Source organism: Clostridium yunnanense (assembly GCF_016595795.1).
In the GTDB taxonomy this organism is placed as follows: Bacteria; Bacillota; Clostridia; order Clostridiales; family Clostridiaceae; genus Clostridium_AR; species Clostridium_AR yunnanense.
Map to the genome: position 1 here is coordinate 13,156 of NZ_JAENHN010000066.1, position 18,483 is coordinate 31,638.

20 protein-coding genes and 1 pseudogene are annotated in these 18,483 nt (G+C 29.4%); 13 read left to right on the plus strand and 8 right to left on the minus strand.

Features of this window, described 5'->3' with window-relative positions:
* The first annotated feature begins 274 nt into the window (after window positions 1-274).
* From JHL18_RS23675 to JHL18_RS23705, 7 genes are all read left to right on the plus strand, one after another.
* Entirely contained in the window at window positions 275-868 is a 594-nt protein-coding gene (locus JHL18_RS23675; RefSeq protein ID WP_200273908.1) for a hypothetical protein, read from the plus strand.
* Between the two features lie 133 nt (window positions 869-1,001).
* Window positions 1,002-1,691, plus strand: coding sequence for a hypothetical protein (locus tag JHL18_RS23680; RefSeq protein ID WP_200273910.1), 690 nt, complete (start codon window positions 1,002-1,004; stop codon window positions 1,689-1,691).
* A 789-nt stretch (window positions 1,692-2,480) separates the two neighbouring features.
* On the plus strand, window positions 2,481-2,618 hold the full coding sequence (locus JHL18_RS23685; RefSeq protein ID WP_200274364.1) for a phage holin family protein: 138 nt from the start codon (window positions 2,481-2,483) through the stop codon (window positions 2,616-2,618).
* A 143-nt stretch (window positions 2,619-2,761) separates the two neighbouring features.
* Window positions 2,762-3,460 (plus strand): N-acetylmuramoyl-L-alanine amidase, encoded by a 699-nt coding sequence (locus JHL18_RS23690; RefSeq protein ID WP_243278148.1) that lies wholly within the window; start codon window positions 2,762-2,764, stop codon window positions 3,458-3,460.
* A 199-nt stretch (window positions 3,461-3,659) separates the two neighbouring features.
* The gene (locus tag JHL18_RS23695) at window positions 3,660-4,598 is read left to right on the plus strand and encodes a hypothetical protein (protein WP_200273912.1); all 939 of its coding nucleotides are present in this window, start codon (window positions 3,660-3,662) and stop codon (window positions 4,596-4,598) included.
* A gap of 17 nt (window positions 4,599-4,615) precedes the next feature.
* Window positions 4,616-5,269 (plus strand): hypothetical protein, encoded by a 654-nt coding sequence (locus JHL18_RS23700; RefSeq protein ID WP_200273914.1) that lies wholly within the window; start codon window positions 4,616-4,618, stop codon window positions 5,267-5,269.
* A gap of 53 nt (window positions 5,270-5,322) precedes the next feature.
* Window positions 5,323-6,678, plus strand: coding sequence for a PD-(D/E)XK nuclease domain-containing protein (locus JHL18_RS23705; protein ID WP_200273916.1), 1,356 nt, complete (start codon window positions 5,323-5,325; stop codon window positions 6,676-6,678).
* Between the two features lie 99 nt (window positions 6,679-6,777).
* Here JHL18_RS23705 and JHL18_RS23710 read toward each other — a convergent pair.
* Window positions 6,778-7,032, minus strand: a pseudogene (locus tag JHL18_RS23710) (ABC transporter substrate-binding protein); the annotation flags it as partial.
* Between the two features lie 353 nt (window positions 7,033-7,385).
* Between JHL18_RS23710 and JHL18_RS23715 the strand changes: the two are divergent.
* The 3 genes from JHL18_RS23715 (at window position 7,386) to JHL18_RS23725 (ending at window position 9,119) form a co-directional block, all read left to right on the plus strand.
* On the plus strand, window positions 7,386-7,775 hold the full coding sequence (locus JHL18_RS23715) for a bacteriohemerythrin (RefSeq protein ID WP_200273920.1): 390 nt from the start codon (window positions 7,386-7,388) through the stop codon (window positions 7,773-7,775).
* Window positions 7,776-8,021: 246 nt separating this feature from the next.
* Complete coding sequence (locus tag JHL18_RS23720) at window positions 8,022-8,693, plus strand: manganese catalase family protein (protein ID WP_200273922.1); 672 nt, start codon at window positions 8,022-8,024, stop codon at window positions 8,691-8,693.
* Between the two features lie 228 nt (window positions 8,694-8,921).
* Entirely contained in the window at window positions 8,922-9,119 is a 198-nt protein-coding gene (locus tag JHL18_RS23725) for an alpha/beta-type small acid-soluble spore protein (RefSeq protein ID WP_183276670.1), read from the plus strand.
* A gap of 333 nt (window positions 9,120-9,452) precedes the next feature.
* Here JHL18_RS23725 and JHL18_RS23730 read toward each other — a convergent pair whose 3' ends face one another.
* Both JHL18_RS23730 and JHL18_RS23735 read right to left on the minus strand, forming a co-directional pair.
* Entirely contained in the window at window positions 9,453-9,791 is a 339-nt protein-coding gene (locus JHL18_RS23730) for a spore coat protein (protein ID WP_200273924.1), read from the minus strand.
* Between the two features lie 11 nt (window positions 9,792-9,802).
* On the minus strand, window positions 9,803-10,012 hold the full coding sequence (locus tag JHL18_RS23735; RefSeq protein WP_200273926.1) for a hypothetical protein: 210 nt from the start codon (window positions 10,010-10,012) through the stop codon (window positions 9,803-9,805).
* Between the two features lie 195 nt (window positions 10,013-10,207).
* Between JHL18_RS23735 and ppaX the strand changes: the two genes are divergently transcribed.
* Window positions 10,208-10,855 (plus strand): pyrophosphatase PpaX, encoded by a 648-nt coding sequence (gene ppaX / locus JHL18_RS23740; protein ID WP_200273929.1) that lies wholly within the window; start codon window positions 10,208-10,210, stop codon window positions 10,853-10,855.
* 22 nt (window positions 10,856-10,877) lie between these two features.
* On the opposite strand, the gene JHL18_RS23745 is transcribed toward ppaX, so the two are convergent.
* Both JHL18_RS23745 and JHL18_RS23750 read right to left on the minus strand, forming a co-directional pair.
* Window positions 10,878-11,456: a flavin reductase family protein gene (locus tag JHL18_RS23745; RefSeq protein WP_200273931.1), complete on the minus strand. Its 579-nt coding sequence runs from the start codon at window positions 11,454-11,456 to the stop codon at window positions 10,878-10,880.
* 433 nt (window positions 11,457-11,889) lie between these two features.
* Window positions 11,890-13,167: a D-alanyl-D-alanine carboxypeptidase family protein gene (locus tag JHL18_RS23750; RefSeq protein WP_243278150.1), complete on the minus strand. Its 1,278-nt coding sequence runs from the start codon at window positions 13,165-13,167 to the stop codon at window positions 11,890-11,892.
* 308 nt (window positions 13,168-13,475) lie between these two features.
* Between JHL18_RS23750 and JHL18_RS23755 the strand changes: the two genes are divergently transcribed.
* Complete coding sequence (locus JHL18_RS23755) at window positions 13,476-14,090, plus strand: NUDIX hydrolase (RefSeq protein ID WP_200273933.1); 615 nt, start codon at window positions 13,476-13,478, stop codon at window positions 14,088-14,090.
* A gap of 96 nt (window positions 14,091-14,186) precedes the next feature.
* Here the strand turns inward: JHL18_RS23755 and JHL18_RS23760 are convergent, their stop codons facing one another.
* Window positions 14,187-15,155 (minus strand): YbgA family protein, encoded by a 969-nt coding sequence (locus JHL18_RS23760; RefSeq protein WP_200273935.1) that lies wholly within the window; start codon window positions 15,153-15,155, stop codon window positions 14,187-14,189.
* Window positions 15,156-15,578: 423 nt separating this feature from the next.
* Between JHL18_RS23760 and JHL18_RS23765 the strand changes: the two genes are divergently transcribed.
* Window positions 15,579-16,337 (plus strand): polysaccharide deacetylase family protein, encoded by a 759-nt coding sequence (locus tag JHL18_RS23765; protein WP_207753102.1) that lies wholly within the window; start codon window positions 15,579-15,581, stop codon window positions 16,335-16,337.
* Window positions 16,338-16,394: 57 nt separating this feature from the next.
* Here the strand turns inward: JHL18_RS23765 and JHL18_RS23770 are convergent, their stop codons facing one another.
* The gene (locus JHL18_RS23770; RefSeq protein ID WP_200273939.1) at window positions 16,395-17,123 is read right to left on the minus strand and encodes a type 1 glutamine amidotransferase; all 729 of its coding nucleotides are present in this window, start codon (window positions 17,121-17,123) and stop codon (window positions 16,395-16,397) included.
* Window positions 17,124-17,134: 11 nt separating this feature from the next.
* The gene (locus JHL18_RS23775; protein ID WP_338025507.1) at window positions 17,135-18,481 is read right to left on the minus strand and encodes a MurT ligase domain-containing protein; all 1,347 of its coding nucleotides are present in this window, start codon (window positions 18,479-18,481) and stop codon (window positions 17,135-17,137) included.
* Window positions 18,482-18,483: the final 2 nt, after the last annotated feature.

Sequence of the window (18,483 nt, forward strand, 5' to 3'; positions counted from 1 at the left end):
TATATGAATTTAACACAATTACCTGTTATTAAACTCAGAGTGTACTGTGAGTAGACTGGATTATGTAGTTTGTAATGAAATGTAGATTGATATTATGGTGCTAAAAATAGAACCATTATTTGTAATAAATAAAGGTATCATTTGGAGAACAGCGTATGATATAATTTTTTTACTAATAGCAATTAAAGTTCTTCATATATAATGAAGTTAATATGTAGTTTTCTTGTTGAGTTCATAATTATTTAAATCAATATAAATTTCATGGAGGATTGAAATGATAGATATCAGTGACCAACTAAGCGTAAAAGAAATTAGAATAAGTTCACATATTACCAAACATCCAGAAGGGGTGTTAAAGGACGGTAACTGGTATTTCACTGAAGCTAAAAATCATGAATGGCAAATACATGTTGAATTTGATAAAGTTAAAATTAATAATTATGAGTTTTTATGTAGCACCACAATAGATAATATTAATCTTGGAGAAAAGGAATGGACGTCTTTTCAGAATGAAATCTTTGATATTGATTCACAAGAACAATCTGAGGCAACGTTCTGCGTAGAAGAACATCATGATGTTGATTATTATGAAGGTAGCCTCACGTATGTAGGGAAGAATATATTTAATGTTTTTCTAAAGTTTGATGTTATGATTAAGAACTTTTTTGAAGAGCCTATCATGGCAAAGTACAAAATACAGGCAGAAGGGTATTATAATGGGTTAGAAATTCAGATTAGTTCTATTGAACATAAGCCTGTTAGTATTGATCAAATAAAGGAATGTGTTGGGAAATGTGTAAATGTAGAACTTTATGAAGAACCCAAGATAGAAAGCCAGTATCTAGGTACTTTTAAGCCGAAGTTTTAGTTTGTAATTGCACATAAACGTAATCAAGAACAATAAGTGCTTATGTATAGCAAATAAGTAGCTGATAAAGTTGTAAGTTATTAATTTATTTGTTAAATGAGTACTTAATACAAATATAAAGGTAGGAATAGGTATGGAAAGAATGGAGTTATCAGAAGCTTCTTATGATATGCTACGTGCAGGTAAGAAGGTAAAAACTATTAAAGATAGAGATGAAATGGAAAAAGTATTTATAGAACATGGGATACCAGTTTTCGATGAAGTTATTTCCTTTCAAGAACAATTTGGTGGTATTTGGTATAAAATTGGAGAGAAATTCTACAGAGGTTTTAGAATGGACATGTTTTCGTTCAATGAATTCAAGGATAAGTATGAGCTTCTATACTTCACAAAGGAAGGTGGGAAATATTTTTTTCAATGTATGGATTATCACTATGCAGGTGATATAGGACCTTGTATTGATGAAGATGGTAAAGTATATTACTTTGGCATGGGACAGTTTTTTATTAGTGCTGATACTATAGAAGAATTTTTAGATGATGAAGCCATAAGGTTTTCTTTTGTTAATAAATATCCATCTTGGCTGACTCGCGGTTCTAATTTAGACGAAATCAATAAATTTAAAAAAGATAACATCTTCATTAAAATTAAAAGAGATTCTTTCTCAGATAAATATTTTGAGTGGTGGTGTAATAAAGAAGAAACTATTTTTATAAGGATTGATTTAAAAAGTAAGTATAACTATGCTATTGTATTTTGCAAAAATCAAGAAATATTAAATGAGTTATATGAATCAGAAGTTTCAGCACGTATCTACCCTTAGTACAATTATTTATTTCAGTAAGATAGAACTATCTTATTTAATAACCACTCAACTATAAAGCATATAATTCATTAGTTAACGATAAGAAATACAATCGCGTGATTTAATTTCTCTAACGTTATTTTTATGCCTTTCTTTACTTCATATGAAAGGAATTGATCCATACCAAAGATAATATGTAAGAATGTCAATAGAAATTAAATTAAGTAATCAATGCTTTGAAATGCTAAGGTCTAAGATTTATTATAAAATCATTTATAAATAGTAAAGTTGTGGCAAGGCTTATAAAAGTCATGCTGATAGTAGCGATGCAGATGAAAAAGCTATATCTCCATCTAATTTCATCAGAGAATAGGCCATGTTTCGAATAGCATGTAAAATACCTAGTTAAAAGTTTAATGATTAGCTCTAAAAATATAAAAAATAAACTAATTATAAAAAGTAAGAAATAAAAATTATTTGATCCAAATAATTGATTAAATTTAATTAATTTTACTAGTGATAGTATTAAAAGAATAGGAGTAATAATTTTGTATTGGAGTCTAAGAAATCTTTTTGTTGCAGAAAAGTATCTACCCATAATATAAAGTAGTCCTAATAATATAATCATGTAAATACCAAAAATTATATAAACTTTAATTCTATCCATTTTGAGCCTCTTTAAATAATAAATAATTAATTCATAAATTAGTTTTATCATATCAAATATGGATGATATTGTATATGAATTTACAATATTAAAGATAGCGATATAAATTTCATAACGCTAAGTTAGTTTGTTATTAGTATATAGCAAATGATGGGATAAGCCTACTAGAAAACTGTGTAGGGTTAGGACTTCCTATACCAGAGCAGCTACAAAATGCTTTAGTACAACTTAAACAAGGAAATAAGAAAGAAATAAAAATTGATAAAGGAGAAGCTTAGTAGGGCTTCTTTTTGTATATAAATTTTAAGGAGGAATGAGTTATGAAAATAGCAATAAGAGGTAGACACAACTTTAAAGCTATAGGAGCTTCTGGGTTAATAGATGAAACGACAGAAAGGTAAAAGATGCAGTAATAAAGTATTTGAATCAAGTAGGACAAACTGTGCTTGATGTTACTCCAGGTAATTGTGATGTAAATATAGATTTAGCTTATGGAGTAGATAAAGCTAACTCCTGGGGAACAGAACTATTTGCTTCAATACATTTCAATAAAGCCTATGATAGCTATAACGGAGCTATCGGCACCGAGGGTTGGATATATGGAACTGGTGGCAAGGCAGAACCAGTAGCTCATAGAGTAGTAGACAAAATATCTTCAGCAACAGGCCTAATAAATAGAGGTGTTAAAGTAAGCACAGGATTGTACGAATTAAGAAAAACAAATATGCCAGCAATGATCATAGAAGTATGCTTTGTAGAAGCTTCTGAAGATGTAAGAATATATAAAGAAAAAGGAGCTGACTTTATAGGTAAATGTATAGCTGAAGCTATAATAAATAATTCAATAAATGCTGCACCAGTAGTAGCTGCACCACAACAATCATCAAATAATAATGTTAAAAGCGAGGGAGATTATATGAGTAAAAGATATCAAAACGGAAAGACACCAGAACCAGTATATGCAGATGAGAAGTTAACTATTAAGGTTGGAAGCTTAGATCCATTTGAAGTTTGTGAGGCTATAGCTGATATAAATAATAAGATAGTCGTTTTATATAATACACCGAATGGAAAGAAAGCTGGATTTGTGGGGTATAGGGGAGGAGTATATTTTTCTTAATAGATTAACAATATAGAAATAAAAAATATAATAATATGTAATAACTTGTCTGATTTGGTAAAACATATTACAATTAAATATAGGAAACCATTAGACGGTCAATCTTAAATGGTTTCCTAAAGTTTAATATGTATTTATTGAACACTATTATCAATTATAAACATGTGTTCTCTAAAATACAAGTATTTGGAGGATAACTATGAGCAAAAAAGCATCAACTATTGCAAATTTTAACTGTACATTTGGTAATGAAAATAAGCCAATGCTTGAGTATTTTAGCGAATCTATTTTTCCTGCCTTGAAAAGTGGGATAAAGAGAGTTGTTGGTGAAGACGAATACTTTTTTCAGGATGTAAGTATAGTAAAAACAAACCTGGGAAGATTTATTCTTAGAGGAATTCTAGTAAGAAAAACTAAGTTAGAAGTTAAAACTGAATATGATGAAACAAATGGTGTGACATTCACTAATAAATTTTATGATTCGGCTCCAATTTCCTTGTTTAATATTTATTTGGATAATCATAGAATGATTTATACAACTAACCAAAAAGGTAGCCCTAATATTAGAAGTTTTAACGCAACAATAAAATATGTTGTAGCTGAATATATTAAAGCTTACAATTACAAGGCAGCAGAAGAGAAAGAAGAGTTTCTTCCTTTTCCTAAAATAGATGTTATTAACATACCATCTAAAAAAACTATTAGCGAAAAACTTAAAAAAGTAAAAAAAATAAAAAAGTTAACTTTTAAATTATTTAATCCAAATGGTGATTTTAATATCAGTGAAACTTATGATGGCTTACTTGATCAACTAGAATTACTTGGTTCTAAGAGAGGGGCTGTTACAATAAACTCTCCTTCAAAATTTGAAAATGTTGCAATACAGATAAATGATACTAAAGGATTGGCAGAAGCAAAGCTTGAAGTAGAGTTTAACGATGGAGGAAAAGGAACGATAGACCATAGTTCAATGGGAGAAAAGATATTTATAGATTTACCTGAGTCTGCATCAATAGCTGCGGTATCAGAAACTGTGACGAATACATTAAGTGATAAAGAGGAATTAAATATAGTAAGTGAAGAGAATGAATATATCTATAACAGAAATAAAGCCAAGATTATACCACTATTTAAGTAAAAAAGGAGAGGGTGTTATTGAATAAAGATATATTTGTAGAGAATCTTAAAGACTTAATAAGTGAAAAAAACTTTAATGAAGTCTTTAAAAAATCAGTTAAATTAATAAAACCCTCAAAAAGTAGAGTAATAATTCTATTAGCATTATTTTGTATATTAATAGGACCAATATTTTATTTAGTAATACAAGATGAAACTAGTACAAAGGTTATTGAATTGGTTGATATGTCAAATGATATATTGATGGGGATATTCGGTATATCATTTACAGGATATGCACTCTTTCAAGCACTTTTAGGAGCGAATGCATTAAAACAGATGTTATTACAAAAAATCGGAAAGTCGAGCAATTTAAAAACTTATAATATGTATTTTTTTATATGCAGTACATTATATCTTTTTTTGATTGTTTGCAATTATGTAATAAAGATAATAATCGAAACTAATATAAATTTATTGGTGAAGCTATATATACCTGAATTATATTATAATATTCTGATTACTTTCTTTCTGATGATATATATATTATTAAATATATTTTCGATGTTAGAAACTAAAAGCCTAGTTTTAAATATGTATTTTTGCTTTAACACAAGTGTATTCTCAGAAGGATTAGAAATTATATCAAATGAGAATCAACAGGAAGAATCTAAAGGTAATAATGACAATTAATTATATTTTATTTGAGTAATATATATTATATTAAAGCGAGGAGCGCTTATTAAGTGAAAAAGGTATTGAATGAATTAGAATATTGTAGTATTGAATTTAGAGAAGGTATAAGTTTTTTAGAAGTGTGCTTACAAGAAGAGATAGATAAATTTCAATTGTCTAATGACATAGATCTCTTAGCATACACATGTGAGTTTTATGTTATGTTTAAAATAGGACATACTATTGCAGATAAGTTTATAAGTATTTTAAAGGAAATCGATTTAGATAGTGATTGGTTGTTTGATGATCCTCACAATTTGTATTACCTCCATAAAATGGGGGTGGGTGACTCAGATAATTATAAAGAGGCATTTGAAATATACATAAAAAATGAGCAAAGAAGAAGTGGATATATACTCTGCAATCAGTATAATCATGTAGGTCCAATGAGGGCGTTAGTACAATATGAACATGACTCAGATTACGCAACATTAGCCATTAAGTATTTTATAAACAATTACAATAGAGAAGATTGGAAGAACAATTCTATAGGTATACTGACATTATTTGAATATGATTATAATAAGTATAAAGATTTAATATTAGCTTATATAATTGACCTAAAAGAAGTTTTACAACATTATCCTTACAAAAACGAGGAGTATGCTTCTTTATATGTAATATATGTATCATTTGCAGTACAGGCAATTTCTTGCGTTTGCGGAAATGATGATCCATTCATAAAAGAAGCTATAGAGTGGATAAAGGAAAATCATTATTTTGAAGGATATTATGGGAAAAGAATAGTTGGAGAATCAATGCTTGCGTTGATAAGTGTTGGTGAAGGTATAAAAGTACCAAAAGAAGAAATTGAAACTTTACATCTGTTACATAGACAAGAGATAAAGAAGTTAGAAAATAGAATTTCATCTAATAATCCGAATGGTATAGTCAATTATGAAAATAGAAATATTTCAGTTCTTGAAGAAGTTTTATCAAGATTTCATATTTTTGCAAATCAGTTGAAAAAAAGATATAATTCAAGAAATACAATACAAATTAATGATGAATATGATGTTCAAGACTTACTTCACTCTGTTATAAAAATGTTTTATGATGATATAAGACCAGAAGAATGGACTCCTAGTTATGCAGGAAAAAGCTCAAGGGTAGACTTTCTTTTAAAGAAGGAAGAAATAGTAATTGAGGTGAAAAAAACTCGACCTAGTCTTGGAGCAAAAGAAATAGGAGACCAGTTGATTATAGATATTTCTAGATATAAAGTTCATCCAAACTGTAAAATACTGTACTGTTTTGTGTATGATCCAGATTATTTGATAAACAACCCGGTAGGATTAGAAGCTGATTTGAGTTCTGTTGATAATGATTTTTCAGTTATTGTAAAAGTAGTACCAAAGGGCTTGTAATTATATATCTTTAATATAAAGTGTTAGGAGATATAATGTAGTTTTTTAAGTTTAGGATAAAAAGATAAAGGTAATATTTTTTATTTGCCTTTCTGTACATGTTGCTTCTGCTCCTTGACCGGTAGATAAATCTATGTCAAGGCCTTCTTCCTTGAAGAAACCTTGATTTATTGCTGCATACATTGGTGCATAAAATACAGAACGAGCTACTTCGTTTAGTTTCACCTTTACCAGTGGTTTTTCTCCTGAAGGAGTAGGTGTAGTAGACTTGGTATTACCGCAACTAATAGCTGTTATAGATAGTGCTGCTACTAATGCTGTTACTAAAAAGGTTTTGATTTTTTTTATTTTCATCATGTTACCTCCTAAAAATTTTTCCATGAATTCGGACTCAAAAAACTCTAGTATATTTCTACCAGAGCAAATATCCGTATATGTTATATAACTTTGTAAGTAAAAATAACAATCTCATAGTTTATAATATGTAAATGACATATTAAATGTTAATTAATATGGTATATTTTAGTAATAGGTTCATTTTAAAAGTGAAATTAGCAGATTAGCAATTTAGTGTTCTTTTTATGAACATTATTCAATAAAAGGTACAAATAAAGGAAATTTATAATTTATTTATTGAACTCGCAAAAAGTCAATGATATATTGTTTAGTGTGAATAGTAATAGTATGGATTTAGAGGAGTGAATATAATGATAACTTGGAAAGATGAGTATACCGTTGGTGTTGAGTTAATAGATAGCCAGCATAAAAGGCTTCTTGAGATAGCTAATAATGTTTATGAATTAACTAAAAACAGCTTTATTACAGATAAGTATGATAGAATTGTAGAAGTTATAGAAGAATTAAGAGATTATACGGTTTTTCATTTTAAATCAGAAGAAGAATATATGCTTAGTATAGGATATAAAAAGTTCTTATCTCATAAAGTTGAGCATGATGATTTTGTAAATAAGGTAAATAGTCTAGATTTAAGTCAGATTGATGAAAGTCAACAAAAGCACTTATTAGAAATATTAGAATTTATAATTAAGTGGATTGATGAACATATATTGCAGAAGGACAAGTTAATAACCGCATAATTACATATATCGCATATTTAAAGGCCAATCAAAGTGAAAATATTTTGATTAGGCCTTTATTTATTTATTTATTTATTTATTTATTTATTTATTTATCATAGGCTGAACTTATAATTTAATTGGATTTGTGAATAAGAATACGTAACTGGCTTAAAAAATAATATAACTTAAACAAGTAAAAATAGAATAAATGTGCTAATAAAAGAAAAAAATAAACATTGAAGAAAATATTGGAGGTGTTTCATTTTGTTTAAACATGAAAAACAATTATTAAGAGAAGTTAAGGTGGAAAGAATTAATCCACAATATGCTGTTTTGATGCAAGAGCAGCTTGGAGGAGCAAATGGAGAACTTAAAGCTGCACTTCAGTACATATCACAAAGCTTTAGAATTGAAGATCCTACAATAAAAGATCTATTTTTAGATATTGGTGCTGAAGAGTTAAGCCATATGGAAATGGTATCACAAACTATAAATTTATTAAACGGACATGAGGTGGATTTTAAAACAGTAGAGGCAGGAGAAATTGAAACCCATGTGCTTTCAGGCTTGAGTCCAGTACTTATTAATTCTTCAGGTGATCCATGGACAGCACATTATGTAAATGTTACTGGTGATATATGTGCTGATCTTCTTTCAAATATTGCAGCAGAACAAAGGGCTAAAGTAGTGTATGAGTACTTATACAGACAAATCAAAGATAAATATGTAAGAGAAACTATAGATTTCTTATTAAATAGAGAAGAAGCTCATAATGCCTTATTTAGAGAAGCTCTAAATAAGGTTAAATTAGATGGTTCAAATAAAGATTTTGGTGTAACAGAGGATTCTAAATTGTATTTTGACTTATCTACACCAGGTAGATACTTTGAGAATCCAAATCCTACACCACCTGAGTTTGTAAATCCTAGAAAATAATATTGGTTATAAAAAATAAAAGATACTTAAAATGGATAATCAGTAAAAAAGATAATTACTTTCCACAACTCCTCTAATATAATAAATCGAAAATGGCGCAAAATACTATTACGATAACCAATCAAGTAATTAAAAGCTAAGTAGTTAGATATTTTCTAACACACTTAGAGATTGATTATGAGAAAGGATTATCGAAAAAAATACTTTATTTTAAAGGAGGAATTCGTCATGGCAAGTAACAGAAATAGAGTTTTAGTTCCAGAAGCAAAGGAAGCATTAAGCAAATTCAAATTTGAAACTGCAAGAGAACTTGGTGTTGACTTAAAGCAAGGTTACAATGGAGATTTAACTTCAAGAGAAAATGGTTCAGTAGGCGGATACATGGTTAAGAAAATGATCGAAAGCTATGAAAATGGCCTAAAGTAATACATATAAAGGCTCTGCATTTATGCAGAGTCTTTTTTTGTGTAGAAAAATATAAGTTTTTTAACTTAGCTAACCTTGATATTTCAATAATTTTATGAGTTTTTTATTGATATATAGTAAAAAGTTTATTTGTCTGATAGATTTTTCTAACGTATATTTGGAAAGATAGATACGTAAAAAAACTTAGCTCACTTGAGCATTTACTCAAGTGAGCCTATATATTTAGGGATGTAAGTGGTATATCTTTATATTGTTATACTAAACTTTGAATTATACTGTTTTATTGCAGATACGAAAATCATCATTAAATGTTATAAAGATTTATTTAAAATCTTAGCATTGTTGTTGTAACACTTGATTTGCAGAATCAATATCTTGCTTTATTTGTTCTTGTGGTGTGCCGTAAGCATTATACCAACCTTTAGTTATTAGCATATCTGATAATTTAAAGTGGCTTGCTATACATCCATTAAGTTGGGTAGTTAATAACTGCCTAACCTCTGGATTAGTTGTTTCTGGAATTACCTTTGAAAGCATTCCTATATCTGTTTTAGACATTGCTAACATATCTAAAGCTATATCTTTTTCGGATAAGTTACTTCCATCTTGAGAGCTATTTTGATTTTCGCTTTCGCTTTGATCTGGTCCTAATACTGAATCTATCCAAGACATTTTACTTCACCTCACACGTTTTGTATTTTACTTACTGTAGCTTGAATATCATTTACGCTAGATTTCTTTGTATTTAATGTTGTCTGCATGAATTGTTTTAGTTCTTCATCTTGAACCATACCCATAGAGGCACTTAGTTTTTTTACACCAAGAACTCCTGTATTTAATAGTTCATGAAGCTCTAGAGTTTCATGAGGAGTAAATTTAGTTACATCATTCATTATTATCACCTCCAAAGATATTATCTAATTAAACGTAGTTAGGTATGCAAATAATCATTAAGTTTTTATAGTAAAATGAAGGAAAGACTTTCAAATAGAGATTTGAGTTGACTTACCACCAATATAGTAATCTTTACATATAGACTAGCCATGTTTATAATATTAATAAAAAGTAGAAAAGGACATAGATAAAATATGATAAAAGCTGTACTCTTCGATTTAGATGGAACTTTACTTGATACAAACGAACTTATAATAAATTCTTTTAAACATGTATTTGAAAATATACTAAGGATTCATGTAAGTGAGGTTGAAATTACAAAGTACTTTGGTATGCCATTAAATAGCTCTTTTAAAGATTATACCGATAGTAGAATAGATGAATTGGTAGTTGCTTATAGAGAATATAATGAAGAACGTCATGATACTATGTGCGATGCCTTTAATGGGGTAAAAGAACTTTTGGACAAACTAAAAGATATGGGAATAAAAATAGGGATAGTTACTTCAAAGAGAAAATTATTGGCTGAAAGAGGAATGAGAATAGCAGGAATATTAGAGTATATGGATGTGATAATAACTCCAGAATGTACTGAAAATCATAAACCACATGGTGAACCAGCTTTAAAAGCTTGTAGCGAACTAAATGTACTTCCAAGTGAAGCTATTATGGTTGGAGATTCTCATTTTGACATTATGTGTGGAAAAAATGCTGGTTGTCAAACCTGTGCTGTAGAGTATACAGTTCTTCCTATTGAAACACTAGTTAGTCAGAAGCCAGATTATTTTATTAAGACACCTGAGCAACTAGTGGAGATTGTTAAAAATATAAATGTTGCTTAAATAGGAAAAATAGGACTAAGTCCTATTTTTTTCTTTTCTTCTTTTGAACAGAATATCCGAACTTACCTATTGGTTTGCTTGGAAGAGGATAATATTCTCCATGGCAATATGAAATAAGATTGGCATCTTCAAAGTGGATCTTACCACCGTCATCTAGTAAATCAGAGTTTACTAGTGAACCTACAACATCGGCAATAAACATATGGTGAGAGCCTAATTCTATTATGTCTTTAACTTTACATTCAATGTTAACTGGACATTCTTGTATATGAGGAGTTTCTATGTTTTCACCATCACCAAGTGTAAATCCCATTTCTTTAATTTTATCTACTTGTCTCCCAGATCTAACACCACAGAAATCAACCTTTTTTGTAAGGTTTGAGGAAGGTAAATTCACTACAAATTCCATAGATTCTTTTATATATTCGTAGGATAATCTTTCAGGTCTGATTGAAATTGAAAGCATTGGTGGGCGAGTACACACAGTTGCAGTCCAACCTACAGTAAAGACATTAACTTTTCCTTCTTTGTTTTTTGAAGTTATCAGTACGGCAGGTACTGGATTTAATATAGCACTACCTTTAAATTTTACTTTATTCATCTACATACTCCTGCTTCTAATATATATTGTGTTTTTTACAATTAATAGTTCATAAATAGTGATTAAATTATTGTTTAGATTCTATATAATTTACTTTACACTTATACCACTTTTCTTAGATATTTTCAATAATATTTAGAGTATTATATAGAAAAAAGCTACATAAAATGTAATTCAGCTCATTTTATGTAGCTTTAATTATTTATATTTAATACTATTATTGAAATTTATGTGTTGCTACGTAGATACTATATGAGCAAATAATTAGAATTAAATGATTTTCGGAGATGAAATAGCGTTAAAAAACTGTATTGTCCGAACGTAGTGAGTTATACAGTTTTAGCTATGTAATTGTAGAAAATCATATTAATTCTTTGTGAAGCTCATTAAAGTATAGGAGGTAGCGATATCTAAATTTCACAGCAGTACTTAATTAAAATATATTCTTATTTCTTCTACGTTTTCTTTTTAATCTATTTACTACAGATATAACAACACCTAATAAAACTAATACAACTATTACTGCAGCTGCTATACCGAAGTATAAACCTAAACTAGCTTTAACTAATTCAGAAGTTGATATATTTGCCTTTACTGCGTAGTCTTTGCTATAGTTTCTTTCTGCAACAGTAAGTTTAACCGATGAATTATCTTTAGCTAAACTCCAAGCATCAGTATTTGAAAGCTTAACATTTTCAGTAACTTCTTTTTTATTTATATCATTTTCGTAATAAGTAACATCTTCTTGTAACACAAGAGGTACTTGAACTGTCTTAGTAGGACCAAAGAATTTAAGTGGCTTGTAGCTTACATCTACTTTTTTAATCTCACTGCCAGATTTAAGAAGTGTAGATTTCTTAGCAGCAAAGCTATAATCCATGATTTTAGTCATATCGTTGAATACAGTTTGATCTTGTGCGTCATAATAAGATTTAAGAACAACTCCTACTATTTTACGACCGTCTCTCTCATAAATCGTAGCAAGACATCTACCAGACTGTGAAGTATAGCCAGTCTTTCCTCCAACATTACCATTTTTACCTAGTTCTTTATTTCTGTTTTCTAAGTTAATAATAGTACTGTTGCTTATTTTAATTGATGATTTAGCTGTAGTCATAACTTCTTCAACCCAAGGCTGCTTGTATGCTTCACGAGCTATAACTGATAAATCATAAGCGGTTGTATAGTGATCTGGGTCATGCAATCCATTTGGATTAGCAAAGTGAGTGTTTTTTAGATTTAACTCTTTTGCTTTGTCATTCATCATATCTACAAATTTATGATAGTCACCACCGCCTAAGAAGTCTGATATCATGTAAGCTGAATCATTAGCAGAGTACATAAGTAGAGCTTTCATAACATCTTCTGCAGTCATTGTATCATTTACAGTCATTGGCTTATAGTTGATATTTAATGAATACTCAGGTTGCTTTTTTGCATCTTCATTATATGGTATTTCATCTGACTTTTTCGCTTTTTCACTAAAAAGCAAAGCAGTCATCATTTTTGTTGTACTAGCAGGGTATCTTTTTGTATCACCATTCTTATAATAGATTATCTCGCCAGTGTTATAATCTATGGTTATTGCTGATTCACCTACAATAGTTGGAAGTTTTGAAGTTGTATTTTCCGCAGCTTTTGCAGTAAGTGGCGAAAACATGCTGATGGAAAATGCCAGTAAAAGTGAAGTAATTAATCCTTTGCGTTTCAAATCTCATCTCTCCTGTTTTTAGGGATATATCAAACTGATAGTTTATATATGCGCGAAAATATTTAATGCATTATCTTATTAATAGCCTTTCTACAAAGATCTAATACATTAAAGTAATAGTTTTACTACACAGATTTTTAGGTTATTAACTGTTTAAGCTTTAATCAATAATATTTTTGTACATGTATAAACTAAGTTGGAAAATATAACCCTCGTAATATTTTTTTATAACATTTTAAGTATAACATTAATAGTTTATAATAACAATTAAGATAAAGTTACATTTATGGCAGATAGGAGGGGCTTTTATGAGTTTTCATAATCTTAAACAACAATTTTCTACACATAAGGAAAAACCCTTAGGAACTTATAGAGAAAGTTCAGTACTTGTACCTTTGTATGAGGAGAACGATGAAAAGTTTTTTATATTTGAAAAAAGAGCTCTTACACTTAGAAGTCAACCTGGCGATATATGTTTTCCGGGAGGAAGGGTGGAACCTGGAGAGGATAGAAGAGTGACAGCTATTCGAGAAACTATAGAAGAACTTAACATAAAAGAGGAGGACATAGATTATTTTGGACCAATGGATTTTTTTATTTCTCCTTATGGAGCTATTATTTATCCTTTTGTTGCACAGCTTAAGGTATTTCCGAGGAACCCTAGTATTGATGAAGTCGATCACATATTTAAAGTGCCTATAAAGTTTTTTATAGAAAATGAACCTTTAAGGCATGAGATTGCAGTTGTACCTAAAATAAGCGAAGACTTTCCTTATGATTTGATAAATGGAGGGAAGAACTATAATTTTGCTAAAGGAAAAATGGAACAGTATTTTTATAAATATGAGGATTATGTTATATGGGGATTTACAGCAAGAATAATAAAAGAATTTGTGGATTTTATCAGAGAAGATAAATCTTAGGAGTAATACCTAAGTGATTTCATAAATAACAATTATAAAACTCGCAGCACTGAAACTTTAGTCAGTTTGGCGAGTTTTATATAGTTAAATAATCTGCTACCTACTAATACCTTTTCCTGAGTCAGAAATATCTATCAATTCTTCAGGATAGGGTTCTAAAAAGCTCTGTTCTAAAAGATATTGATTATTGAACCGTATAGCATGTGATTTTACTACATTAATAGGAACGCTTAAAGGTATTTTTCCTATTCTATATTTGTCTATGACTGAAAGCATAAACTCTTTCTCTTTAGAATTTAGATATTCACTAAAATATCCTAATGCATGCATTAATACATTTATGTTTGAGGTATACCTTGGAGTTCTTGAAAGAAGTTTTAATAACCCTATATTATAGGAGTCAATAAGCTGATCTATATTTAACAAATCATGATTTGCAACTATTCTACCAAGTTTTTTTAATTCAGTTTGATTATAGGACATGAAAAGCAACTTATGTCTACTATGGTATTTAACTAATGACGATAAATCTCTATTAGCTTTTACTTCAGAAAATTCTGCAAGAGTAAAGATACTAGATAGAAAGTGATTACGAATGGAGAAATTCTTTAATCTACCTTCTTCTTCAATAGGTAGATAATCAAATTCGTTTTGTATCATTCCGCCAAATATCCCTTTTCCTTTTGAACTAGAGGCTCCTTTTTCAGGGCCGTTATATATTTTAACGTCTCTAGTACCGCATGATGGTGAACGACCTTTTAAAATAAAACCATCTACTCCATCTAAGTCATTGATAAAGCCTTCGGAGAACTTTATCATATCCTCTGTATAGTCCTTTTCAGTAGAATATTCAATTAGTTTAATATTACCATTGCTATTAACTAATCTTATAACTTCTCTAGGAGTTGGGAGTCCTATAGCGCTTTCAGGACATACCTCTTTGAATTCTATAAAGGGTTGAAGTCTTATATATAAATCAAAGGTAGATGCCTCGCCGTTATATCTACAGGGAGTAGTACCAAGACACTTACTTACAACTATTCTGGGTTTTGACCATTTAAACATATATATGCCTCCATTTAATTTGTGTATACAGATAAACTACTTCAGTCATTTAACTCCAAATAAAGATTTCGATGGTTTTACGAATCTTTATTTGGATAAATTCTAATATGAAGTAGTTTATCTACATTATATTTTAATCTTTAAATATAAATATATACGAATGATTTTAAGATGATGGTAACCACAAATATTCTTTATCATTTGGTTAATATTAAAAATAGGATTAGGCATAAATAACCTATTGGATTTAAATGGCTACCTTGTATGAAGAAATATAGCAAAATTTAACTGAAATATTATATCGAATGGCGGATAAACTAATTGTAGATACAAACGGTAGAATTTTAATATAAAGTTTTATAAGGAGGTAGTTAATATGGGAAATCAGGGGTGAGCGTTGTAAGGAGAAGTTTAATAACAATAGTGTTTTTTGTTATTGTATTTTGTAAATCAGTATTGGCTGTTCCGCTGAATAATAAAATAATGAATTGTGATAGAGATGAGTTATATGTAGGTGATACAGATAAAAAGGTTGTTTTTTTGACCTTTGATGATGGGCCAGGACATTCTAGTAGTAAGAAAATTCTTAGTATACTTCAGCAAAAAGATGTAAAGGCTAGTTTCTTTATTGTTGGTGAAAACATAAAGAATGATACTGTTGAAGTTGTTGAAGGTTTATATCAAAGTGGTATGGATATATACCCGCATTGTTATGATCACCATTATGACACTCTATATAAAAGTGAAGATAGCTATTTTGAAGATCTCAATAAGTACATGAATAATACTAAAGGACTAATTTATAGAAATAAAAGGGCTTTTGTGAGACTTCCAGGTGGATCACTGAATACATATTGCAGCCCGCATATATTAAACAATATAAAAAATAGGTTGGAAAAAAGCAATATTGATTATATAGATTGGAATGTTAGCATAGGAGATGCAGTTGGATCAAACATAAGTAAGGAACAACTTATTGATAATATAAAAAACCAAGGGGACATTTATAGAGTTACAGTGGTTTTAATGCATGATGCGGATTATAAAAGTTCAACTATTGATGCTTTGCCAGAAATAATTGACTTTTATAAAGGAAAGGGCTATAGCTTTAAATTGTTAAGTGAAATGACCACTAAAGAGTATGAGTATCTAAAAAAAGTAAGAGTTATAAATAAAAAATAATCAGTAAATACTGATTATTTTTTATTTATAAGGAAGTATAAAATTTATCTGCTTTTATTAATTGTTTTTATTTAGTCTGCTTAAAATTGCATTTTTTGCGTTATATTCTAAAGAATCATCTAAAGAATCCAAGGCAATTTCTCCATAGCGTATATCTAAAGCGGTTTTTATCATCCTATCAGCAAACTCGGGGTTTTTTGATAAAAGTGATCCATGAAAGTATGAACCATAAGTATTTTTATAAATACAACCTTCATTACCATCTTCGCCGTTATTGCCATAACCGTGTAGGCATTTGCCTAAAGGCTTGTGATTGTTTATATAAGTACGGCCAGAATGGTTTTCAAAACCAACATAGGTTTCACCAAATTCCTCGTTAATTATTGCCGTATTTCCTATGAATCTAGTGCTACCAGGTTCAGTATATATATCTAGAATTCCTAATCCTTCAAGCTTTTCACCTTCTGGGGTAGTATAATATTTTCCGAGTAGTTGGTAACCGCCACAGATAGCAATAAAGACTTTTCCGCTCTCTATATACTTTTGAATAGCATCTTTTTTCGTATTTATAAGATCATCGGACACTATAGATTGTTCGTAATCTTGACCACCACCGAAAAACACAATATCATATTTATCTTCTTCAAATGGGTCATTAATAGAGACATTAATGATGTTTGTTTTTATACCTCTACTTTCAGCTCTATGCTTAAGTATAAGAATGTTTCCCATATCTCCGTAGACGTTCAATAGATCAGGATATAAATGGCATATATTTAATTCCATAGTATCACCTCTTACCATAATTTTTTTATATAACCTTTAGAATGCAAGTGTTTTCTATAGTTTATCATAGCTGTATAAGTTGCAAGAATATATATCTTTTCCCCACTACAAGCTTTGATATAATCAGTTATGTTTGAGAATTCAGAGCTTATTTTAAATTTATCAGTTGGTATACCAGCAGTCTTTAATCTAACGGCCATATCGTACATTCTTTCACCAGATATAAGAATATCTTTTAAATCTAATGTAGCAAGTTTTTCGAAGTTTACATCCCATATCCAAGATACGTCTCTTCCGTCTGCATAATTATCATTTAAGAAGAAGGACACTGATAAACTATCTTTACTAAGGCAAAGTGTGTCAATAGCTTGATTATAACCTGCTGGATTTTTAACTAAGATTATCTTAACTTCCTTACCATCAATATTAATAACTTCTTGACGGCCAAAACTTGATTCTTGTTTATTAAAGGAAGTATTTATTATTTTATCATCAATGCCAAGTTCTTTAGTTATTGCATATGCACAAAGAGCATTATAAATATTATATACTCCAGATTGCGTTACGTTGAACTCATGATCATTAAATTCAACTAAAGAGTTGTCGGAAGTTATATCAAGTACATTTGTAAGAGTGTATTTAAGTTCTGGTCTCTTATAGCCACAGCTTGGGCAATAAAAATCTCCAAGATGATTATATGATACAAAATTATATTCGTAATTTGTTTTACAAAACTTGCAGAACTTTGCATCTGAATTAATATCTATAACCTTTTCGTTGGTAGGGGATAGACCAAAACCAAAATAAGTTATAGGATTTGGAACTTTTAAATCACCTAAAAGTGATTCGTCACCATTTAATATTAGTTTTGTATCTGGAACAAGATTAACACCCTCCATTATCTTTGAAAGCGTTGTGTAAACTTCTCCATAGCGGTCAAGTTGATCTCTAAATAAATTTGTTATTGTTATAGACCAAGGCGTTAAATGCTTGGTTATAAATTTTAGATTAGCTTCATCAACTTCAATTATTGCGTATCTTTCCTTTGAACTTCCAAATTTATAGTTATCTATAAAACATGAAGTAATTCCAGGTAACATATTTGCACCTGTATTATTTGTTATTACATCATATCCAGCTTCTTTTATAATGTTGTAGATCATACTTGTGGTAGTTGTCTTCCCGTTAGTTCCAGTGATCATTATGACTTTATAATTAGTTGTTATTGTCTTTAGGATAGAACTATCAAATTTTAATGCTATCTTGCCAGGAAAATTACTGCCGCCTTTAAATAATTTTTTTGAAAAGAATAATGTTATTTTTGCTGCTATTATACTAATTAAAGATTTAATTTTAATTT